Origin of the sequence: Geobacillus sp. CAMR5420 (genome assembly GCF_000691465.1) — a bacterium.
Taxonomy (GTDB): domain Bacteria; phylum Bacillota; class Bacilli; order Bacillales; family Anoxybacillaceae; genus Geobacillus; species Geobacillus thermoleovorans.
The window spans coordinates 1-21711 of sequence record NZ_JHUS01000047.1; the positions used below are offsets into that span (position 1 = coordinate 1).

General features: G+C 54.6%; 20 protein-coding genes. 3 read left to right on the forward strand and 17 right to left on the reverse strand.

Annotated elements, in window-relative coordinates:
• The 3 genes from DI44_RS06620 to DI44_RS06610 form a co-directional block, all read right to left on the reverse strand.
• Nucleotides 1-1034 (reverse strand): CoA transferase (locus DI44_RS06620; protein ID WP_033025633.1); only part of this gene is annotated, 1034 nt, incomplete at its 3' end.
• Between the two features lie 24 nt (nucleotides 1035-1058).
• A complete protein-coding gene (gene aroD / locus DI44_RS06615) occupies nucleotides 1059-1832 on the reverse strand; it encodes a type I 3-dehydroquinate dehydratase (RefSeq protein WP_014196097.1) in 774 nt (257 codons plus the stop codon).
• Between the two features lie 12 nt (nucleotides 1833-1844).
• Complete coding sequence (locus DI44_RS06610) at nucleotides 1845-2603, reverse strand: IclR family transcriptional regulator (RefSeq protein WP_014196098.1); 759 nt, start codon at nucleotides 2601-2603, stop codon at nucleotides 1845-1847.
• Between the two features lie 504 nt (nucleotides 2604-3107).
• Between DI44_RS06610 and DI44_RS06605 the strand changes: the two genes are divergently transcribed.
• The gene (locus tag DI44_RS06605) at nucleotides 3108-4424 is read left to right on the forward strand and encodes an MFS transporter (RefSeq protein ID WP_014196099.1); all 1317 of its coding nucleotides are present in this window, start codon (nucleotides 3108-3110) and stop codon (nucleotides 4422-4424) included.
• A gap of 102 nt (nucleotides 4425-4526) precedes the next feature.
• On the opposite strand, the gene DI44_RS06600 is transcribed toward DI44_RS06605, so the two are convergent.
• The 12 genes from DI44_RS06600 to DI44_RS06550 form a co-directional block, all read right to left on the reverse strand.
• Nucleotides 4527-5810, reverse strand: coding sequence for a TRAP transporter large permease subunit (locus DI44_RS06600; protein WP_014196100.1), 1284 nt, complete (start codon nucleotides 5808-5810; stop codon nucleotides 4527-4529).
• Nucleotides 5811-6401, reverse strand: coding sequence for a TRAP transporter small permease (locus tag DI44_RS06595; RefSeq protein ID WP_014196101.1), 591 nt, complete (start codon nucleotides 6399-6401; stop codon nucleotides 5811-5813).
• 79 nt (nucleotides 6402-6480) lie between these two features.
• A complete protein-coding gene (locus DI44_RS06590) occupies nucleotides 6481-7497 on the reverse strand; it encodes a TRAP transporter substrate-binding protein (RefSeq protein WP_020278593.1) in 1017 nt (338 codons plus the stop codon).
• Nucleotides 7430-7717: a hypothetical protein gene (locus tag DI44_RS18775; RefSeq protein WP_128723154.1), complete on the reverse strand. Its 288-nt coding sequence runs from the start codon at nucleotides 7715-7717 to the stop codon at nucleotides 7430-7432. The genes DI44_RS06590 and DI44_RS18775 overlap by 68 nt, the downstream gene beginning before the upstream one ends.
• Before the next feature lie 49 nt (nucleotides 7718-7766).
• Entirely contained in the window at nucleotides 7767-8603 is an 837-nt protein-coding gene (locus DI44_RS06585; RefSeq protein WP_014196103.1) for a TIM barrel protein, read from the reverse strand.
• A gap of 30 nt (nucleotides 8604-8633) precedes the next feature.
• A complete protein-coding gene (locus DI44_RS06580) occupies nucleotides 8634-10397 on the reverse strand; it encodes a thiamine pyrophosphate-binding protein (protein ID WP_020278591.1) in 1764 nt (587 codons plus the stop codon).
• On the reverse strand, nucleotides 10394-11392 hold the full coding sequence (locus DI44_RS06575) for an alcohol dehydrogenase catalytic domain-containing protein (protein WP_014196105.1): 999 nt from the start codon (nucleotides 11390-11392) through the stop codon (nucleotides 10394-10396). The genes DI44_RS06580 and DI44_RS06575 overlap by 4 nt, the downstream gene beginning before the upstream one ends.
• A 17-nt stretch (nucleotides 11393-11409) precedes the next feature.
• Nucleotides 11410-12837: an aldehyde dehydrogenase family protein gene (locus tag DI44_RS06570; protein ID WP_014196106.1), complete on the reverse strand. Its 1428-nt coding sequence runs from the start codon at nucleotides 12835-12837 to the stop codon at nucleotides 11410-11412.
• Between the two features lie 9 nt (nucleotides 12838-12846).
• Nucleotides 12847-13689: a citryl-CoA lyase gene (locus tag DI44_RS06565; RefSeq protein WP_014196107.1), complete on the reverse strand. Its 843-nt coding sequence runs from the start codon at nucleotides 13687-13689 to the stop codon at nucleotides 12847-12849.
• Between the two features lie 319 nt (nucleotides 13690-14008).
• Nucleotides 14009-15403 carry a hypothetical protein gene (locus DI44_RS06560; RefSeq protein WP_025039177.1) on the reverse strand — a complete coding sequence of 465 codons (1395 nt, stop codon included), beginning with the start codon at nucleotides 15401-15403 and terminating at the stop codon, nucleotides 14009-14011.
• A 185-nt stretch (nucleotides 15404-15588) separates the two neighbouring features.
• Nucleotides 15589-16440, reverse strand: a complete 852-nt coding sequence (locus tag DI44_RS06555) for a Cof-type HAD-IIB family hydrolase (protein WP_014196110.1) — start codon at nucleotides 16438-16440, stop codon at nucleotides 15589-15591.
• Between the two features lie 293 nt (nucleotides 16441-16733).
• Nucleotides 16734-18299, reverse strand: coding sequence for a plasmid pRiA4b ORF-3 family protein (locus DI44_RS06550; protein WP_014196111.1), 1566 nt, complete (start codon nucleotides 18297-18299; stop codon nucleotides 16734-16736).
• 132 nt (nucleotides 18300-18431) lie between these two features.
• Here DI44_RS06550 and DI44_RS06545 point away from each other — a divergent pair, with 132 nt between their 5' ends.
• Nucleotides 18432-18845 (forward strand): EamA family transporter, encoded by a 414-nt coding sequence (locus tag DI44_RS06545; protein ID WP_025039176.1) that lies wholly within the window; start codon nucleotides 18432-18434, stop codon nucleotides 18843-18845.
• 280 nt (nucleotides 18846-19125) lie between these two features.
• On the forward strand, nucleotides 19126-20244 hold the full coding sequence (locus DI44_RS06540) for an acyl-CoA desaturase (protein WP_033025635.1): 1119 nt from the start codon (nucleotides 19126-19128) through the stop codon (nucleotides 20242-20244).
• Nucleotides 20245-20394: 150 nt separating this feature from the next.
• Here the strand turns inward: DI44_RS06540 and DI44_RS06535 are convergent, their stop codons facing one another.
• A complete protein-coding gene (locus DI44_RS06535) occupies nucleotides 20395-20781 on the reverse strand; it encodes a DUF302 domain-containing protein (RefSeq protein WP_021321731.1) in 387 nt (128 codons plus the stop codon).
• 142 nt (nucleotides 20782-20923) lie between these two features.
• Nucleotides 20924-21706 carry a sulfite exporter TauE/SafE family protein gene (locus DI44_RS06530; RefSeq protein WP_033025636.1) on the reverse strand — a complete coding sequence of 261 codons (783 nt, stop codon included), beginning with the start codon at nucleotides 21704-21706 and terminating at the stop codon, nucleotides 20924-20926.
• Between the last annotated feature and the right edge of the window lie 5 nt (nucleotides 21707-21711).

A 21711-nucleotide genomic window follows, 5' to 3' on the forward strand; every position in this document is an offset into this window, starting at 1 on the left:
TGATGTGGCTGAATAGTTACGATGATGTTTTCCCTTGCTTGGTAATGCGGATGCTCAAAAATATCTTTAATGCTCAAAATCGGGCTGACCGGCACGCCATGCTCATCCAAAATGTGAAGCAATTCATCGCGCGTCTTCGTGCGGATCCAGTCGGCGACGATGCCGTTTGTCTCTTCATGATGGGCGAGCCGCCGTTCGTTTGTGCAAAATTTCTCATCCGTCAACAGATCTTCCCGCCCCATCGCCTTCGCCAGCCGCTCGAATGTGGAATCGGTGCTGGTGACAAGCACGACCCAATGCCCGTCTTTCGTCATAAACGTGCCCGCCGGGCTCGAATGGCCGGACAATCCCGGCGACCGCTCGCGCACTTTGCCCAATTGGTCATATTCCGCCACCAAAAACTCCATCATGCGGAACACCGATTCGTAAAGGCCGATATCGACCATCTGCCCTTCGCCGTTCGGAAGGACATCGCGGTGGTAAATGGCCGTCACCGCCGCAAACGCCACATAAATGCCGGTAATGTAGTCCGTCAAGGAGAACGACGGGCTGACCGGCGGACGGTCCGGATACCCTTGCAAATACGTAAACCCGCTGAACGCCGTCGCCGGCGTGCCGAATCCGGCTTTCTCGCGAAACGGACCTGTTTGCCCGTAGCCCGAGACGCGAATCATCACCAGCTTCGGATTGATCCGCTTCAGTTCTTCATATCCGCCGCCCCATTTTTCGAGCGTGCCGGGGCGGAAATTTTCGATGACAATATCGACGTGGCGGACAAGCTCTTTAAAAATATTCATTCCTTCTTCTTTGCGCAAATCCAACGTGAGCGACCGTTTATTGCGCGCCAGTCCGGGCCAGCGGAGCGGCTCCCCATCCTTGAACGGCCCGACATGGCGGAGCGTATCCCCTTTTCCTGGCAATTCCACCTTGATGACATCGGCGCCAAAATCACCGAGCAAAACCGCCCCAAACGGCGCCGCGATCATTGTCGACACATCGAGCACTTTGACGCCTTCCAGCGGCAAACGCGCCATGACAATCTCCTCCCCCATTTCGATTTATTGTCCGTATGTCATGATGACCGACAACGCGGTCCGGACGTCTTCAATCGGAATTTGCCCCGGCGCCGAGCTTTGCCGTCCGACTGCAAAGGTGACGGCAGAGCCGAACAATCCGCCTGCCAGGCGGGTGATGGCGCCCAATGCCCCCATCGACATCGTGATCAGCGGGATGTCCACCTCTTTTCGCGCTTCTTCCGTCGCCTGCAGCAGCGTGAGCACATCCCCCCGCGTTTTCGGCATCACAGCTGCTTTCGCGATGTCGGCGCCGCATTGTTCCGCTTGACGCATTTTCGCGACAAGCTCTTCCTTCGATGGCGTATGATCAAAATTGTGGTAAGACAACACAAGGCGCACTCCATAGCGGCGCGTCAGCTCCCGGACGATCGGGATGCGCGGCCCATGGGCAAGCTCGTAATCAAGCAAATCGATCGCCCCGCTTTCACAGACGGTTTCAAACAACCGAATCTTTTCCTCTTCCGTCAACGAAATCGGTTGCCCGCCTTCCTGTTCGGAACGAACCGTAAACAAAATCGGGATGTCTCCGGCAATCGCCCGCATCTTTCTCGATGTGGCCGCCACTTCCTGTTCGTCCCGAATCGCCTCGAAAAAGTCCGCCCTCCATTCAATGAGATGCGGCTTTTTCTCCGTGATTTGCCTTGTTTCCTCCAACACTTGCTTCGCGTCCGCTCCGACGACCGGGGCGCAAATGCACGGTTCGTCTCCCCCGATCAAGACATTGCGCACACGGACAGCACGCTTTGCAATCGCCATATGCTCTCCCCCTTATGGTCGATAACCTAGTTTTTCGGAAATGGCTTGTGCTCCTTCTTTTACGAGCCTCTCGAATTGTTCCATCACTTCCCGTGTAAATCGATGCGCCGGCCCAGAGACGGACAAGCAGGCGCCCACTTCCCCGCGGATGTCGAAAATGGGCGCCGCAACAGCCGCAGAGCCGACTTCCCGTTCATCGACGCTGGATGCCACACCGCGCTCGCGAATCGCCTCAAGCTCCGCCGTCAGACGATCCAATCGTTCCTTTGTCGGCACTTGCGCAAAAATCCGCTCTTGAACTTCGGGCGATTGATAGGCCAACAATACTTTTCCCCCCGCCCCCGCCCAAAGCGGCAGCCGCTCGCCGATTCTCACCATATGGCGCAGCGCTTGAAGCCCTTCGCACTGTTCGATGCAAACGCGGGCGTCTTGTTCGAGCACGTACAAGTTCACCGTCTCCCGCGTCTCGTCGCGCAGCCGCTCCATCACCGGCCGCGCGATTTCCCGCACTTCCATCGATTTGCCGGCAATGTATCCTAAATAGTACACCCCTTGTCCAAGACGGTACTTTAACGTCTCCGGATCTTTGACGATAAGGCGGTTTTGCTCCAGCGTGGCGAGCAGGCGCGTCGTCGTCGATTTGGCGAGCGAAATCTTTTTCGCAATTTCCGTGAGTGATAGCTCTTGTTCCTCGAGGGTAAAACAATACAAGATGTCAATGGCCCGCTGCACCGTGCGCAAGCCGGCTTCGTGTTTTTTTTCTTCCTGCACCTGTTTGTCTCCCCCCTTCCTTATGTTCCGTTCAACGGAATTTCATTTCTTTTAGTGGAACCTTACTCCCATTTTAGCATCTTCATTCACCGCCGTTCAAGCTTTTTTTCGCATTTCTTTCCTTTTTGCTTTCAACAAGAGAAAGGGCGGCGAAGCCTTTTTTCATTTAAACGTCTGTGTGAAGGGACATATGCTGCGTTAGGCCTGTCTTCCTGCCCGTCCATTGTCTGAACGGATTGCATAAACAGTTCAAATTTTTCAGTAAGTTATGGACAAACGAAAGCGAACTTTGTTATAATCCATTCAAGAATTCCATTTAAAGAAAACAAGTTACATACAATGGAACAAAAAAAGGGGGGGATGATCAGCGAACATTTGAGAACCGATCACTTCATGGAATGATCGAACATCAAAACGCGATGTCCAATGAAAGGGAACTCGCTATTTTTTCGTTCTCATACTGCATACGCTTTCTTACATCAATACCAAGGATGGTGAACAAAGATGAAGCACAAACGACGTTGGGCGATGGCGTTTTTGATCGCGTTAGGCGTCATCATCAACTATTTCGACCGCATCAACATGTCCGTCGGCATCCAGCCGCTTTCCGAAGAATTCGGCCTCACGCCCGGGCAGCTCGGCATTTTGCTGTCTGCGTTTGCCTGGTCTTATGCCATTTTGCAAATCCCGGCCGGCGTCATCTTGGATAAAATTGGCGTCAAATGGGTGACGCGCATCGGGACGATCATTTGGACAATCGCGTGTTTCTTGACCGCTATCGCCAGCGGCCAAGGGCTCGTCATGTTGTCACGCGTCTTGTTGGGCATCGGGGAAGCGCCGTATTTCCCGTCAGCCGCCAAAGCAGTCGGGCAATGGTTCCCGCGCCATGAGCGGGCGACCGCGATTTCCCTTTACGACGCCCAGTCGAAGCTGTCAAACGCCATCGGCACCCCGATCATCGCGTGGATCATCACCGAATGGGGATGGCGGGCCGGCTTCTACGTGACCGCTGTACTTAGTTTGATTTATGCCATCATTTTTTGGGCAACGTACCGCGATCCGCATGAGGACAAGAAGCTTTCGAAAGAAGAATATGACTACATTGTCCAAGGCGGAGCGCAAAAGTCGGATGAAACATCGGGAAACGTTTGGGAGACGATTCGGTATTTGCTGACGAAGAAAAAAGTGTGGGCGACATTGATCGGGTTTGCCGCCTACGGCTACTCGTGGTTTTTGTTTCTCACGTGGCTTCCCGGCTATTTGGCGACGGAAATGCACATGTCGGTGCTGAAATCAGGCTGGTACGCCTCGATTCCGTGGATCGTCGGCACGATTTCGGAGATCGCGATCGGCGGATGGCTCGTCGACCGGCTCATCAACAAAGGAGGCCATTCAACGCGCGTGCGAAAAACGTTTTTGGTCATCGGCATGCTGCTTGGGCTGTCCGTCATCGGCGCCGCTTTCACGACAAACCCGAACATCGCGATCCTTTGCATTTCAATTGCCCTTGGCGGCCTAGTCATCACATCCTCGATCGCCTACAGCATCCCGACATTTATTGCTCCTAAAGGAACTGTTGGAACATTAACCGGCCTTTTGACGTTCGGCAACAACTCGATGGCAATTGTCGCACCGATCGTCACCGGCTTTATCGTTCAAGCGACCGGCTCGTTTATGTACGCGTTTCTCGTTGCGGCGTTCATTTTGCTCGCCGGCATTTTCAGCTATTTGTTCCTGCTGACCGATTTAGAGCCGATCGAACCGATGGCTCGGCCGGACACAACGCAAAACGCAAGCATCGGACACATAAAAGTGCGATAGCGAAAGAGAAGCGCCTTCGTCCAACGCGGCGAAGGCGTCTTTCCATGCTGCGGCTTTGCGGTGAATCAAGCTTCTCGCCGCCTCAACGCAACATCCATCCGTTTAATGCCCCGTAAACCACCCAAGCGGCACAGTCACAAGGGACGGGAAGAAAATCAACAGAAGCAACAGAAGCGTCTCCACCAGCAAAAACGGCCAAACTCCTTTCATGATGTCCTCCATGTTGATTTTCGCCACCCCGCAGGCGACGTTCAGCACCGTGCCAACCGGCGGCGTGAGCAGCCCAATGCAGTTGTTTAAAATAAACAATACCCCGAAGTACACCGGATCGATTCCCGCTTTTTCAATAATCGGCATCAGCACCGGCGTCAAAATGAGCACTGTCGGCGTCAAGTCCATCGCCGTTCCAACCAACAGCACCAAGGCGTTAATGGCCAAAAGCAGCGCGAGCGGATGGTCGATGAGCGGCGCGAGCACATCTGTCACGATCGACGGAATGTTGGCGACTGTAATGAGCCAGGCCGACACCATGGCGGCGGCCACCAAAAACATGACGACGCTTGTCGTTTTCGCCGCGGCCACGAGCACGTGGAACAAGTCTTTCACTTTCAGCTCGCGGTAAATGCATAGACCGACAAACAACGCGTAAAACGCGGCCACGACCGCCGCCTCGGTCGGCGTAAACACCCCTCCGCGCAGCCCGCCGACAATGATCACCGGCAGCAGCAGCGCCCAAAACGCCTCGCGGGTCGCCCGCCAAATCTCTTTCGCCGACTGACGTGGAAGCACTTCCACTTGATCTCTTCGGGTCACCCACCACCAGCAGATGGCCAGTGAAATGCCAAGCAAAATCCCGGGAACAATGCCGGCCATAAACAGCTTCGTGATCGACACGCCGCTTGTGACCCCAAAAATGATCATCGGAATGCTCGGCGGGATGATCGGGGCGATGATGCCGCCGGCAGCGATAAGGCCGGCTGAGCGGTTGCGGTTGTACCCAGCTTTGACCATCATCGGGATGAGAATCGCCCCAAGCGCCGCTGTATCGGCCACCGCCGACCCCGACAACCCGGCGAACAACACGCTCGCGATGATCGCCACATACCCGAGCCCACCGCGGATATGGCCGACAAGCGCCATCGCAAAGCGGATGATCCGCTTCGAAATGCCCCCGGCGTTCATGAGCTCCCCGGCGAGCATAAAGAACGGAATCGCCATCAGCGGAAAGCTGTCTGCGCCGCTGATCAAGTTTTGCGCGATGATTTGCGTATCAAAAATGTCCAAATAAAACATCAAGGCGACGCCGCTGACCAAGAGCGCAAACGCGATCGGCATCCCGAGCGCCATGACCCCTAACAGCGACCCGATAAAAACGACCAACGCCATTTACCGCTCACCTCCAGCGGCGCCTTGCGTTCGCCCGTGCGCCCATTCTGCCGCTTCGTGCTCGACGGGAGCGGCCGTCATGATTTCTTCTTCCGATTCTTTCATTCTCGTCAGCTCCTCAATCGCCCCGGGGCGAAACAGCGCCTGATACAAATGGTACAAAATAATGAGGCTCATGCCGATGCTCACGACAAGCCCGGTTCCGTAGATGAACGCCATCGGCAGGCCGGTGGCCGGGGCTTTGCTTTCCAATCCGCTCATTGTCATCTTCCAGCTTCCATCCAAAAGCAAATAGAGAACATACAGCACGATCGCATTGCTGATGACAAACACGACGCGCTTGGCGCCGGTCGGCAGCTTCCGCACCAATGTATCGACGCCTAGATGGTCATGGTCTTTCAAAGCACCGACCGCGCCTAAAAACGACATCCAAATGAACAGAAAGCGCGACATTTCTTCCGACCACGTGATGCCGGAGTTAAATGCGTAGCGGAGCACGACGTTGCCGAATACAAGAATGGACATAAACGCGAGGCAGAACGCCATTAAGGCATTCAGCGCCTTCTCCAGTACGGCTCCGATCCTTTTCATCGCTGTCCCCTCCAAGTCTGCAAGAATGGAAGAACTCTTAAGGGGTGGACTCCCCTTAAGAGCCGGCTTTGCCATTCGGTTATTTTCCTGCGTTAACCAATTCGTTCACGAGATCTTGGCCGAATTTCGGCGCGTATTTTTGATAGATGGGCTGCACTTTTTCGACAAATTTTTGCCTCTCCTCCGGAGAGAGTTCGGTAATGACCATGCCTTGCTGTTTCAAATAGTCGAACATTTTCTCATCTTCTTCTTGGTTGAGCTTGCGCTGATAGTCTCTCGCTTCTTCCGCGGCTTTTTTGATGATGTCTTTTTCCTTGTCCGTCAACGTGTCCCAAAACTTTTTGCTGATGAGCAACGGACTTGCGTTGTAGACGTGGCCGGTTTTCGTCAAATATTTTTGCACTTCGTAAAACTTATTGATCGCCACATTCCCGACCGGGTTTTCTTGGCCGTCGACCACGTGCTGCTCCAAAGCGGTAAACAGCTCCGTAAATGCCATCGGCACCGGTGTGGCGCCCAACTCTTTCCACAAATCAATATGAAGGTCATTTTCCAACGTCCGAATTTTCAACCCTTTAATGTCGTCGACGCTCTTGACTTCCCGCTTATTGTTCGTCAAATGGCGGGAGCCGTTTTCCCAATAGTTCAAGCCGATCACGCCGACAGACGGCAAATCGTTGAGCAAGTCTTGGCCGATTTTCCCATCCAGCACTTTGTAAGCGGTTTCCCGGTCTTTGAATAAAAATGGCAAGTCTAGCACCCCGATGCGCGGAGCGAATGAAGCGATCGGACCGGTCGACATCGTCGATCCTTGAATCGTACCCATCTTCAGCGCTTCAAACACGGCTACGTCTCCCCCGAGCTGTCCATCCGGATACACTTCCACTTTGATCGAGCCGTTTGTTTCTTTTTCCACGATTTCCGCGAATTTGTACAATCCTTTCGTCAGCGAACGATCCTTCGATGTCGCAACGGCCATTTTCATCACTTTCGGTTCGACCTTCTTCGCCGCTCCGCCCCCTTGCGGTTCAGATTTCGATGAGCACCCCGCAATTACGAACAGGCAGGCCAACAACAACACCAACATCTTTTTCATTCCGTTTTCCCCCTTCTTTCCTCCATAGTGCAATGGTTGATGCAGCCGAACGGATCGGGCTGGCATCGTTGTATGTTGAACCCGCATTCCCGTTTTGCCGCAGACCATCCTGTTTCTCTCGGCCGCAGCCAGCCATGCGGGAAACAACCAAATGAACAAACCATTTATTTCTAACAATGGAATTAATATATAAAACTTTCTGATAATTAAGAATGTCCATAAGGCAGCCTCCCGTATCGGAAGCGCTGCCATATTTCTCTGTTGACTAGTCACGCCGATCGATCGCTTTGCGTTGCAATATGACGGGCAAAATAGTCTTTCGCCGACTGCAGGCAGCGGCGCGCATGTTCTTCGTAGCCGAGCTCCTTGACACGCTTGATGTTCGGCAGCTCAATCGAGCAAGGAACTTCTGGAATGCGGCGGACAATGCCGGCAATGTCGATCCCGCCTTCGCCGACATACAGCCGCTCTTCGCGGAGAATTCTCGTCATCTCTTCTTTTGACGCCGGAATTTCGCCCGGCGCGTCGCAAAGATGGAGAAAATGAAACCATTCCCGCGGCACGGCCTCCAACGCTTCCGGCGAATCGCCGGCGCGGTGGAAATGGTGCAAATCAATCATAACGCCAGCATTGTCTTTCTTTACCGTCTTTAACACATCGATGACTCCGGCCAAATTCGTCACTGCCGCAATCGGCACGTATTCCAAATCAACGGTCAGCCCATATGGCTTCGCCAGTTCACACAGCTCGGCAAACCGCTCGATGTAAGCGCTGCGGTCGGTCGTCCAAATGCTGCTTAAGACGTGGCGGCCGCCGAGCTCAGCCGCCACTTCCAAGGCCGATTCGTATCGTTTCGGGTCAATATCAGCATCAATGCGGGCCAGTTCGATGTCGAGCAGCTTGACGCCGGTGTCCCGCAGCGCCGCCTTCGTCTCGCGCAACAGCTGCGGATTTTCCGCCAACGCATAGTTCGGCTCGCCCGGAAGCCCCATGTAGATGATCCGAAAGCTGACGTAATCATACCCTGCCCGGGCAGCGATATGCGCCATCTCCGGCGGCGGGCAGCCGAGTACCGTCAAATGGGCCAAGGAAAACGTTCTCGCCATATCCGTCCCCCCGATCTTGAAGGTTTCTCCTTACCGCTCTACGGCCACATGGTGGACGCGTTTGCCCGGGGAATAGATGTCCATAATATTCCAGTGTCCGGACGTCGGCGTCGGGACGTTGATCATTTCCACATCGATGACAAACGGTTTGTTCGCTTGGATGGCTCGCTCGAGCGCTGGTTTAAACTCCTCCGCCGAGCGGATTTTCACTCCTTCAACGCCGTATGCCCGGGCAATGGCCGCATAATCCGGCGAGTATGGCTGGCCGTCCTTTTGGAACACCGTCCCGTGCGTCGTGCCGAAATGCGCCTTCTCGAGCCCGGCGATCGTGCCAAAGGCGTAGTTGTTCATAATGATCCAAACAACGGCGATATTTTCCTCGGCGGCGGTCGCCAACACCGCTGGGTTTTGGCCAAATCCGCCATCTCCAACGAGAGACACGACGACGCGGTCCGGGCAGGCAATTTTCGCCCCGAGCGCGGCCGGAGCGCCAAAGCCCATCGTCGCATAACCGCCTGGCGTCAAAATCGTTCCTGCACCGTACGCTGGGAACTGTTGGCCGACCCCGTTTTTGTTCCAGCCGACATCGGTCGTGATGATCGCATCTTTCGGCAGCACTTCCCGCACCTCATGCAAAATGCGTTCCGGACGCATCGGATAGCTGTCGTCTTGAATGTGCGGCGCGTTTTGCCGCCGGAATTCCTCCTTATAGTTAGCGATCCGTTCTTTCAGCGCCTCATCCGTCCGCCCCTGCGGCACGGTTTGTCTCGCCACACGGTTTAGAACCGTAAGCGCCTGCTTGACATCAGCGACGATGCCGAGCTCCGTCGGGTAGTTGCGCCCGATTTCATTCGGATCGATATCAATATGAATGAGCTTCGTTTCCGGAATGTTGAACGTATACTCCGATTCCCATGAACTGCAATCGGCTTCGGAAAATCTCGTTCCCAACGCCAAAATAACATCCGCGTTGCGGCACATGTCATTGACGAATTTCGTCCCCCAAAACCCGCTCATGCCCAGCGTCAGCGGATGGTCATCCGGCAGCGCCCCTTTGCCCATCAGCGTGTGCGCAACGGGGAGATCGAAATGTTCGACAAACGTTTTCAATTCTTCCGCCGCATCCGCCAGCATAATCCCGCCGCCGACGTATACAAGCGGACGTTCCGCCTGCATCAGCTTCTCAATGATCCGTTTCGCCGTTTCATCGTCAATCGACGGTTTGTGCAACGTTTTCGTATGCCGCTTTTGCTTTTCAAACAGCGCTACATCCACTTCTTTGGAGAAAATGTCCATCGGCACAGAGACAAGCACCGGCCCCGGGCGGCCGCTCTCCGCCAGCTGGAATGCTTTTTCTAAAATCTCTGGGAACAAGTCCGGCCGATCAACTCGCCATGCCCGCTTCACAAACGGACGATAAATTTCATACTGCGACGCATCGGCGTGCAAGTTGATCTCCTGGTGCGGATGCTTTCCATAATAGTGGCTCGGCACATCGCCGGCGATGACGACCATTGGAATGGAATCAAGCGCCGCATTGGCGACGCCTGTCGCCGCATTCGTCAGCCCCGGGCCAACGTGGCAGAGAACGACAGCCGTTTCCTTTTTCGCCCGCGCATAGCCGTCAGCCATATGGGCGGCAATTTGTTCGTGGCGGACGTTGACGAACTTGATCGAGCTATGCTCGAGCGCTGCCAACACGGCGATGTTCGTATGGCCGCAAAGCCCAAAAATATGTGTGACGCCACGGTCTTCTAAATACCGCACGAGTTGTTCAGCCACTTGTTTTTTCATTGTTCTTCCCCCTCTCGAAAGCTTAAGACGACTTTGCCGGCATTGCCGGATGACGCCAACTCATACGCCTGCTCATAGTCGCAGACGGGGAAAATGCGGGAAATGACCCGTTCGATCGGATGCGGCATCGTCCGCAAATAATGAATCGCTTGCAAATAGTCATCCGGGAAGCGATAGATGATCGAGCCATGCACAGTCACTTCATTGCGAACGAGGCGCACGACCGGAAACGTCGCTTCATTCGCGAAACCGATCAACACAAGGTGACCACCTGGGGCGACAAGCTCGACCGCCTGCTCCACTGCCTCACGCGTTCCCGCCGCCTCGATCACGACATCGAACGTTTCCCCCGAAAGTGCAGCGGGCGCAAGCGTACGGATGTCGGCCATCGCTTTCACCGTCTCAAGCTTCAACGGATTCACATCGACCGCCGTCACATCCGCTCCGAAATGGCGGGCGAGGACGGCCGCCATCATCCCTTCATTGCCACATCCGATCACCGCTACGCGCATGGTGGGTTCGATCCGCGCTTTGCTCAAGGCATGCACGACAACGGCGAACGGTTCGACGAGCACCGCCTTTTCATCCGAGAGATCATCCGGAACAGGAAGCACGTACTTGGATGAGATGACGAATTCCTGCGAAAACCCGCCGTCCGTGTTGATGCCAAGCGATTGTTTATGGCGGCAGATGTTCGTCAACCCTTTTTGGCACAAGTCGCACGCGCCGCAATACGTGTTCGGCAGCACAACGACCCGCGTCCCGATGTCGTAGGCGGCTTGTTCGCCCTTCTCAATGATGACGCCGACGAGCTCATGCCCAGCGCGAACGGGATAGTTCGCGTGCGGAAGTTTTCCTTTCAACACCCCAAGATCCGACCCACAAATTCCGCCATAGATGAGCTTGATCTTCACCTCATCCCCTTGAGGAGAACGGACGGTCTCGAGGCGCCGCAGTTCTAATTCATTTGGCTTTGCCACATAAAGCGCTAACATGTTGCCACCACCTATCATCACTGTGGAAACTGCCATACAATCATCTTCATTTCCGTCATTTCCTCAATCGCATACCGCGGACCTTCACGGCCGATGCCGCTGTTTTTCACACCGCCGTACGGCCAATGATCCAACCGGAAATTCGAGGTGCCGTTAATGACAACTCCACCGACCTCAAGCGCCTCCGCCACTTGATAGACGATGTCCATCCGGTTCGTAAACAGCCCGGCTTGCAGGCCAAAGGCGGAATCGTTCGTCTCGGCGATCGCTTCGTCAATCGTCCGGTACGGGATGACGCTGACGACCGGGCCGAACACTTCTTCACAAACGACTTTGCTTCGCTTCGGCGGGTTGAAGAGCACCGTCGGCTCCACCGTCGCCCCGCGCCGTTTTCCGCCGCACACCAGCGTCGCGCCGGATGCGATGGCTTCATCAATCCAACTCATCACCCGATCCGCCGCCCGCTCATCGACCATGCAGCCGACATCCGTATCGGGCAAGAGCGGGTCGCCGACTTTCAACGCTTCCACTTCCTGTTTGAGCAACTCGGTGAACGGTCCAACGACCGACTCATGCACGTAAATGCGCTGAACGGAAATGCAGCTTTGCCCGGAGTTGCTGTAGCCGGTTTTCGCGCACAGGGCGGCCGCCCGTTTCAAATCGGCGTCTTCATGGACGATCGTCGCCGCATTGCCGCCAAGCTCCAGCAGCACTTTTTTCATGCCGGCCAACGCGCAAATGTTGCGGCTCGCCACGACGCCGCCAGTAAATGAAATGACGTTGACGCGGTCGTCTTTGACGATTTGCTGCCCGACCTCGGCGCCGCCAAGCACCATGTTGATGGCGCGCGGCGGAAGACCGGCCTCCAGCAGCAGCTTCAACAGCTCTGCCGCAATGAGCGGCGTCTGCGGCGCCGGTTTCAACACAACGGCGTTGCCCGCCGCAAACGCGGGTCCGACTTTATGGCAAATCAAATTGAGCGGAGCGTTGAACGGCGTAATCGCCGCCACGACGCCGACCGGCACGCGAAACGTCACTGCCACCGCTTTCGTCCCGCGCGCCGAGGCGTCGCCCGGGATCGTTTCCCCAAACAGACGCTTCGCTTCTTCAGCTGACTGCTCAAGCGTTTCAATGGAGCGGGACACTTCATCCAACGTGTTTTTCAGCGGCTTTCCAAGCTCTTCCGAAATCCAGCGGGCAAACGTTTCTTTCCGCTCCTCCAGCAGCATCGACGCCCTTTTTAAGATGCGCGCCCGCTCATAGGACGGAATTCTCGCGATCTCTTTTTTTGCTTCAAACGCACAGGCAAGCGCCCTGTCCACATCTTCCGGCGTCGCCAGCTGCTGTTCGCCGATCACTTCCCCGGTATACGGGTTTTTCACCGGCTCCGCCGCACGCGGTTCTTCGATCCATGTCCCGTTAATATACAGCTGTGCTTTTCTCATCTTGATCACCTACTTTTCCAAATGACGTTTGGCTGGTCCGGTATAGCGGACTAAATCATCGCGGTTCGGGCACGGTCCTTTGATCAGCACGCCGTTTTGCCACTCTTCAAACGCATGGGCGACAATGCCCATCCCGCGCGACAGAGCGAACACACCTTTCGCCGCCGCCGCCGGCACGCCGAGCTCGCACTGGATCGCCGCCGCCACCCCGTCGATGTTCATCGTCATCCGCTTCCCTTTCGTCTTCTCCAAATGGGAACGATACGCTTCGGCGATCGCTAAATACCGCCCGCTGATCTCCCCTTCTTCCACGAGTTCGCCCGCCAATGCATACAGCCGTCTGACGCGCGGGTCGTCATCATGAAGCTGATGGCCAAATCCCGGCAGCTTCCGCCCTTCACGGCGAAACTGTTCAAACCGCTCGCCGATCACATCGGCCATCGCACCTTCCCCGCCGCGGATTTCGATTTGCTCATTTGTCTCGTAAAACAGCGCCATCGCCTTCTCCACCGCTCCCCCGTGCACATCACCAAGCACGTTGATGCCCGTCGCCACACACGAGTTGAACGAAATGCCGCATGTCGCCGCCATGCGGGCCGCCGCAATCGACGGGGCGCGCGGGCCGTGATCCGCCCCGGCGACAAGGACGCTTTCCCATAACTTCGCCTTTTTCTCGCTCAATATCTCCCCGCATAATAAGAGGTACAACATTTGCGTGTACGACACATTGCCGATTAATTCCTCAATCGGATAGCCGCGAATGAGAATTTCATTTTTGCGGACGTCGCTGATCGACGTCTCCCACCACGCCCCTCCATCGGCGTACATATCGAGCGCACTTCGCTGCTTCATCCGAGTCGATCCCCCTTTGCCGCTCTTTGTAGATCGATCTAAAAGAATGGAATTTTAGTAGATCGATCTAAAACAAAAGAATGAAGATTAGATCGATCTAAAAACCTCCAGAACAAATCTTCTTTGTTTCCATTTTTAAGCAGACGATCCCGAGCGCACCAACTAGGCACGCCTATTTATTAGATCGATCTAAAAAAAGAAATGACAAACAATTCAATCGATTCGATCTCATTATATCGTTCCGCTGAAAACGCTGTCAACCTAAAAATCTTCTTTCTTTGAAAAAAAAGAAGGAAACGACCCCACAACGCCATAGATATCAGCCGAAAAACAGCCGCTCCGCCAACAGCGCAATGCCGATTCCTACGGCCATATAACCGAGCGCAAACGGAACATTCCTCCTGCCGATCCGATACGGATTGTCCCCCAGCTCCTCCGCCAGCAAAGAAACAGAAATATTGTACGGGCTGTACATGACCGTCGCCAAACTGCAACAAACGAGCACAATCGACAACGGCACCGCCGGAACAAGCAGCCGCACCGGCTCAAGCAGCGGCATGAGCAGCGTCAAGCTGACCAACGGATGAAACCCAACAAACGACGTCGCGAAAAAATAAACGGCAATCATTCCATACAGCCAGACGGAATGTTCCGCCCCGACGCGAAACCAGCCTCCAAGCCCAGCGAGCAGCGGAGACCGGGCCAGCATCTCGACAAACAACCCGGCTCCTAAAAACATGAAAAAGTAGTTTCCCAATCCCTCTGTCCGCTCTTTCCAATGGCAGAGCGCCATCACCGCATACCGCTTCACCCGGCGCACAAGCAGCGCCCATCCGAAACAAAACGGGACAAGCAATAAGACGATCGAAAACAAAAATCCTTTGCCAAGCCAACGCTGAACGAGCGACACGAGCACCGTAAACACGACGAGCACCACTAGCAGCTGGGCGGCCTTTTTCCCGATCGAAACCGCTGATTCCCGCCCCGCTTCCTCGCCGTTGTCCAATGGGATGGATCGGTACGAAACAGCGGCCGTTCCCCAGTCGATCATCGCCATCGTAAAAGCCAGAAGCAGCAAAAACAGCGCCACTTCATAATAGTGCACACCGGTGAAATCAATCGTCGTGCTGATCATCACTTCCATCGGGCTCCACGTCAAACAAAGCGCATACGCCCGCAGCAAATTCCGAACATAAAACGACTCGGCCTTCCGTCCTCCTACATTTCGCAGCGCGGTGCGCAACGATTTGACAAGAAGCGGAATCGTGGCAATGTTCAAAAACAACCCAAGCAAATGACAAACGCTGAAACTGCGGCGGTACAGCGACGAAACGCCCCCGACGTTCCGCTTCAGCCATTCGCTCAAACTCTGATCATACCGCCCGACGCGAATAAGCGTATTCATGAACGGAAGCACAAAAAACAGCGCCAACAGCCCCAACACCCGTTCAAAATGCAAGACAAACGTCGGCCATGCATCGCCATAGAACAAAAACAATCCAACACCAAATGCAAAAAACAGAGCTCCCGACACCTGGTACACCCCGCGGGCGAAAAACGCGGACACAATAAACGCTGACAGCGCTGCAGCTCCCATAGCATAGTGAACGGGGGCCGTCTCGACAAACTGGGCCACCATATACAGCGCCACCGCCGCTGTATACACCGGCACCCGCCACATTCCAATCCAGTCTTGAATGCGATCGTGCGTCATTGTTCTCCCCTTTCGTTGCCATACGTTGAGATGATGATGCGACTGTTGTCCATAAGCGGCGAAAACGATTCCCCTCTCCGACAGCACATATTCACGTTTCAGCAGACGGGGCAAGCACCGGAAACCTGAGCCTCTCTACATCCAAAGCGATGTGGTGAACGTCCAATCGAAAAAAACGGGTGCCGCTACACCCGTTTCGCAAGCAGCCGCTCAAGCCCCGCCGCCACCCCATCTTCTTCGTGGGAGGACGTCACCATGTCGCAGATGGCTTTCAGCTCCGGCTCGGCATTGTCCATCGCCACGCGATAGCCTGCGACCTTAAACATCGACAAATCGTTATGGCTGTCGCCAAAGGCGACCGTGTCGCGCACATCGATGCCGTAATGGGCGGCGAGCTGTTTGAGCGCCTCGCCTTTTGTCGCCCGTTCGTTGTTCATCTCAATATTGTGCGGGTGCGACGAGGTGACCGTGACGCTACGGAGCGCGGCGAATCGCGACGCTGCATCACGCAGCCGCTCGCGGTCGAGGGCGAAAATCAGCAGCTTATACATCACCGTCTGCGGGTCGTCCCACACCGTGCGGATGTCATCGACATACATCACCCGCGCCTGCTGGAACTGCTTGTTCACGAGCCACTTCACCTCTGGCGCCGCATCGGCCATCCCGGAAGCGAGCGCCTCCCATTGGGCGCGGTTGTGCAGGCCGACATAGACCGCATCGCCCGTGTACGTCTCGCAATACAAATCGGACTGTTCGCGCACCCACTCAAGCGCCGGACGAACGATTTCCCGCTCGAGCGGCGCCTCGCTGATGACCGTGCCGTCTTCGAGCGAAACGACCGCGCCGTTTAAGCTTGCGATCGGGCAGATAATGCCCGCCTCGCGAAGCGGGGCGAGCGCGTCTTTGCGCGCTCTCCCTGTCACGACAGCGACGATGTGGCCTTGCGCCTGCGCCGCGGTGATGGCCGCCCGGTTTCGTTCACTGATTTTTCCTTCCCCGTTTAATAGCGTTCCGTCCATATCGAGTGCAATCAACATGTTCATCCCTCTTTCTGCGTCGTGCAAAGCGCTCTTAGAAAAACGGAATCCTGGCAGAAGCAGCGGGCTAGTGGAAAGCCGGAAATTCCTGCGCTTTTCACTCCGTACCCCAGCGCCTGCCCCCATCATCTCCTGTTCGGCATCACGATCGGCTTCTTCTTAGAATTCCGGTGAAAAACAGTTGCCACGCGCAAATCAGCGGCATTTCACCAAAAAAGAAGACTGATTTCGCAAGGTTTTCTAATTAAGAAACAACCGGAACTAACAGTGTTTTCTACTAAATCACTAGACCTTTAGATCGCAAACTGTTCAAACAATTCCCTCACTTCATCGGAACGAGGGGTTGGACCTGTGCTCATATTCACACCCAACTCGCGCAAAAGCGGGGCCAGCAGCGGACCGTGTTCCTTCGTGACGCGCACATGGCTCGGTACACGCCCGAGCGCGCGAGCAAATTCAAGAAAACTTTGTTGCAGCGTCTTCGCCTCCAGCTGGCCGCGAAACACTTGGTGATGCAAAATGACTCCGCTCGCTGCATCGGCAGCCAGCGCCAGCAGCGGAAAATACGGGCGCTCCCAGCGTCGCTCCTGAATCGGCTTGTTCACATAAGCGATCGAAAACTCCGCAAACAGCGGGGCGCGATCGAGCGCCTTGACCTTTTCCAACTCGTCCGTTCCGATTTCAAGCACCGGTGTTTCCTTTTTCTTCGCCTTCGGGCGCGACACCCAGCCGTCGCGCCAATGAAGCCCGTCTTCTCTCCGTTCGGCAATCCGGGCAAACAATCGGTTGCCGCGAGCGGACAAAGCTAGGGACAGCTCGCCATCGCGCAGCCGCTCGGCGACAACGACCGCTTGTTCCAATGCCATAGCCGCCCATGCCGCTTCCTGTTCCGAAAGAAACCATGGATAATATCCAGGGGCAAAACTGCGGAACATCGGCAACAGCTGTTTTCCACTCACAGGAATGTGATACTTCCGCAACATCGCTTTATCGTCTCTTTCCAAGTCGTTTCGGGGCGCGAACGACACGAGCAATGCGCGCTCTTTAAACACAGCGTCTTTTGGATGCAACGTTCCAGATAAAATATCTTGCAAGCATGCATACCCTTCCTCACCGATGTAAATGACAAGGCCGTACTCCTGGCCAAGCGCCCCGATCACCGTACAATACAACGATTCCCCATCAGGAGTCACCACGGCAAAAATTTGATCATCGTCCATCCATGTCCACGGGGCCAAGTCCCTGTAGGCGAGCGCTTGATCGAACAGCGTTTTCCATACATCCTGTTCCACTTCTTCGACTCTGCCTTTGCTTGCGGCTCGTTTCGTTTTTTTCGCCTCACCTTCTTCCTTCACCACTTTTCGTTGAAACGGGGCGAGCGCCACATTCACGTTCGCCGTCAGCTCCGCTGTGCTCATCTCTTCCTCTATGGCTTGCACTTCTCCCCAGCTGTCCTCTTTCAAACCCACTCGCACGGCCTTGATACAGCACGGATACAACGCGTCGGGAACTGGATCGACGATCTTTTCCAAAACGATGTCATGCTCCCACATATCTCCAAAATCATACACGTATTGGGCGCGGTCGCCTTCTTCGACAAACCATTGCCCAATCCTTTCCTCCCGCTCATCGTAATCGGCGCCGTCCCATCCAGCCGCTTCGTTGCCGATTTCAATGCCCAGCCGCGCCGTTCCGCCGACCTTTGTCATGTAAAACGTATGCAAATGTTGGTCCATCCAGCCGAATGCGGCTTGCAACACGCGATGCAGCTCGGCGAACGTCATCTCCCCCGGCACAAGCAACCGACGCCAAATGGGAGGGCGCGTATGCTTCAATTGCACTTTGAGTTGATAAATCATTCTCTTCTTCTTCCTTTCTCATTGGCTTGTCTTGTCCTCTATTATAACAGATCAACGGAAACATGATGAAATCTTCCCTCTTTTCGTAGTATAATAGATGAAAAAATTCTCAATGAAAGCGAAGGGGTGTGCATGTGGATCGTGTATGCTTTGCTGGCGGCGGTGTTTGCGGCGCTGACATCGGTGCTGGCGAAAATCGGCATTGAGAACGTGAACTCCCATCTAGCGACCGCCATTCGCACCATTGTCGTGCTCGCGCTCGCATGGCTGATCGTCTGGATGACAGGAGCCCATCAAGGCGTCAAAACCCTCTCAACGAAAAGCTGGGTGTTTCTCTGCCTTTCGGGAGCAGCAACCGGATTGTCGTGGCTTTGCTTTTACCGGGCGATCCAGCTCGGCGATGTCTCGCGCGTCACCGCCATTGACAAGTCGAGCTTGGTGCTGACGATCTTGTTTGCGGCGATGTTTCTCGGCGAACCGCTGTCCGCGAAAGTGGTGATCGGGGTGCTGCTCATTACCATCGGGACATTGATCATGATGTTTTAGCCAGCCGCCTGCTCAAGCGTCTAGCCTGTTCTTCTGGAAGCATTGCCATCATGCCCAAATTTGGTATTTTTCCATCAAGCCTATAGACAGGACGATCCAAAAGATGTTACAATAATTCTTATAGTGACCAAGAGCTTTTCTCGCCCCTCCACATCATTTCGGCATAGAGGACAGCTTTTGGAATCACTTTATGAAATAAGGTCTTCGTTGCGACCAAGAGTGTGTGAATGGCCTCGCCGCTGCTTGTCAAACGGAGAGTAGTTTGAAAGGAGATCACTGAATGAATGATTTTCACCCGTTCGGCTGGTACGCGGCGAAAATGGCCCCGCATTTGCCGAAAAAAGCGTTTCAACCCGTGAAGTCCCGCTTGTTTGGAGGTCTGGCTTATGTAGGGCTCGTCATCGCCGGCATCCTCGCTGTGTCCCTTTTCCACCTCCATCCTGTATGGAACCTCCTCATCTCGGTTGTGCTTGGTTTCAGTTTTGCTGCGTTAGGATTTTTAGGACATGAAATTTTGCACGGCACCGTCGTCCGTACACCATGGCTGCGCGATCTTCTCGGCGCAATCGCCTTTTGGCCGCTTTGCACCGGCCCGAAGTTGTGGAGAAAATGGCATAACGCCAGCCACCATGTGCATACCCAGCATGAAGAAAAAGACCCGGACGCGTGGCCAAGCATGGAGAAATTAGCGAAAAGCCGCCTGCTCTCTTGGGTATACCGCATCCCGTTTCCGATTCGCGCTTTTTTCGCCTTTAGCTCGTTGTCCGTGATGTTTACCCTTCACTCGATCCGGATGCTGTTTTACTTTTTCAAAGACTTTCGCCGGAAGAACCGCGCGGTTGTCCTGTTTCAATTTTTCTTGCCTTGGACGACATGGCTCGGGCTGTTATGGCTTGTCGGCTGGGAAAAATGGCTGTTCGCCTTTTTGCTTCCGCTGCTTGTCGCCAACACGATCGTCATGAGCTATATCTCAACCAACCACCGTCTCAATCCGTTAGTGCCGGTCAACGATCCGTTGGCGAACAGTTTGTCGGTCACCGTGCCAAAGTGGGTGGATATCCTCCACTTCCACTTTTCGCACCATACTGAACATCATCTCTTTCCTGCGATGAGCTCGAAGTACTACCCGCTCGTGAAAAAACACATCAAACAAATGTGGCCCGACCGCTACCACGAAATGCCGATGGGAAAAGCGTTGGCCGCCCTTTGGAAAACGCCGCGCGTCTACTACGAGCACAACGAGCTCATCGAGCCGAAGCAAGGCCATGTGTACGGCACGCTCGGCAATGGGCTCAACCCCGACCGGATTGTGCCTCGCGAGCTGGAAACAGAGAAACAGCCGCCCTCAGCCAAAAAACGGGCAAAAACAAAAAAAGCAGCGGGGCAAGGGAATTTGTAGAAAGGATGGGCTTTGCGGCCGTCCGCCTCCTATGTGGATCAAATAGCGGCGAAGAGGGGAAAAGAGCGCTTTTCTTTCGGCAAACCCGCGTTTCCGTGTATGTGCGCACAACCAAAAGGTGCCCCGTCATGTGGGACACCTTTTTCCTTTTCACTGACGGCATTGGTCAATGCAAGCGACCAACCTTTTCTCAATATCTTCCGCGATTTCCTTCAACGCCGGCTCGTTCACCATGCCAACAAGCATTGTCGGCTTCGGCATGCCGATTTTCGTTGTGCCGTTCTCTTGATAGACAACGAGTTTACACGGCAAAAAGTAACCGACCAACAAGTTTTCATTTAACACCCGCGCCGCTTCTTGCGGGTTGCACACTTCGAAAATGACCATCGGCGTGGAAAAATCAAGCCCCTTTTCTTGCAGCTTCTCGGTCACGCTGAACCGCCAGAGCACGCCAAACCCTTCTTGTTTCAAGTTCTCTTCCAAACGCTCGATCGTTTCGTCCATGCCTGTTGGCACGTCAACCGTGTAATGGAACATTGCTCCTTCTTCCCTTCGTGAAGATTTTCTCACTGTTTATCATGTCCAAATCGATCTGTAGAAAACAAAAGGCGAAACATGATCCGTTTTCGCCTTCACACATATCGGTTTCCCCTCGTTCATCGTCTTTCCATCGATCCACTCATAAAATATCCACCCAAATTTTCACCGCCGTCGCCAAAATCAACACGGCAAGGATGACTTGCAGCACTTTCGTGTTTAGTTTTTGCCCCGCTTTCGCTCCTAGCGGAGAGGCAAGCAAGCTCGCGACGACCATGATGAGCGCCGGGATGTAATCGACTTGGCCGGTGGCGATTTTCCCGAACGTAGAGCCAATGGAGGAAATGAACGTAATGGCCAAAGACGTGGCGATCGTCATTCGCGTCGGGATTTTCAGGACAACGAGCATGACTGGCACAAGCAAAAACGCCCCCGCCGCCCCGACGATACCGGACCCGACGCCGATGAGGAACGCCAAGGCGGCCGCCACCCCTTTGTTGAACGTCACTTGGTCAAGCGGAATGTCATCGATCCCTTTTTTCGGCACAAACATCATGACCGCCGCCAATGCCGCCAAGATGCCGTAAACGACGTTAATCGTTCCCTCGCTCATCAGCTTCGAGCCATAGCCGCCGACAAAACTGCCGACAAGAATGCTCACGCCCATATAGAGAATGAGCGATTTGTTCAAATAGCCGCTTTTTCGATACGCCCACACGCCGCCGATCGTGGCGAAAAACACTTGCACCGCGCTGATTCCCGACACTTCATGAGCGCTGAACGCCGCCAGCCCAAACAACGGCGGAAGATACAAAAGCATTGGATATTTAATAATCGACCCGCCGATCCCAACCATCCCAGAAATAAATGAACCGACAAAGCCGATTAAAAAGATGACAATGAGAAACGCGAGCGAAACATCCATCGGCC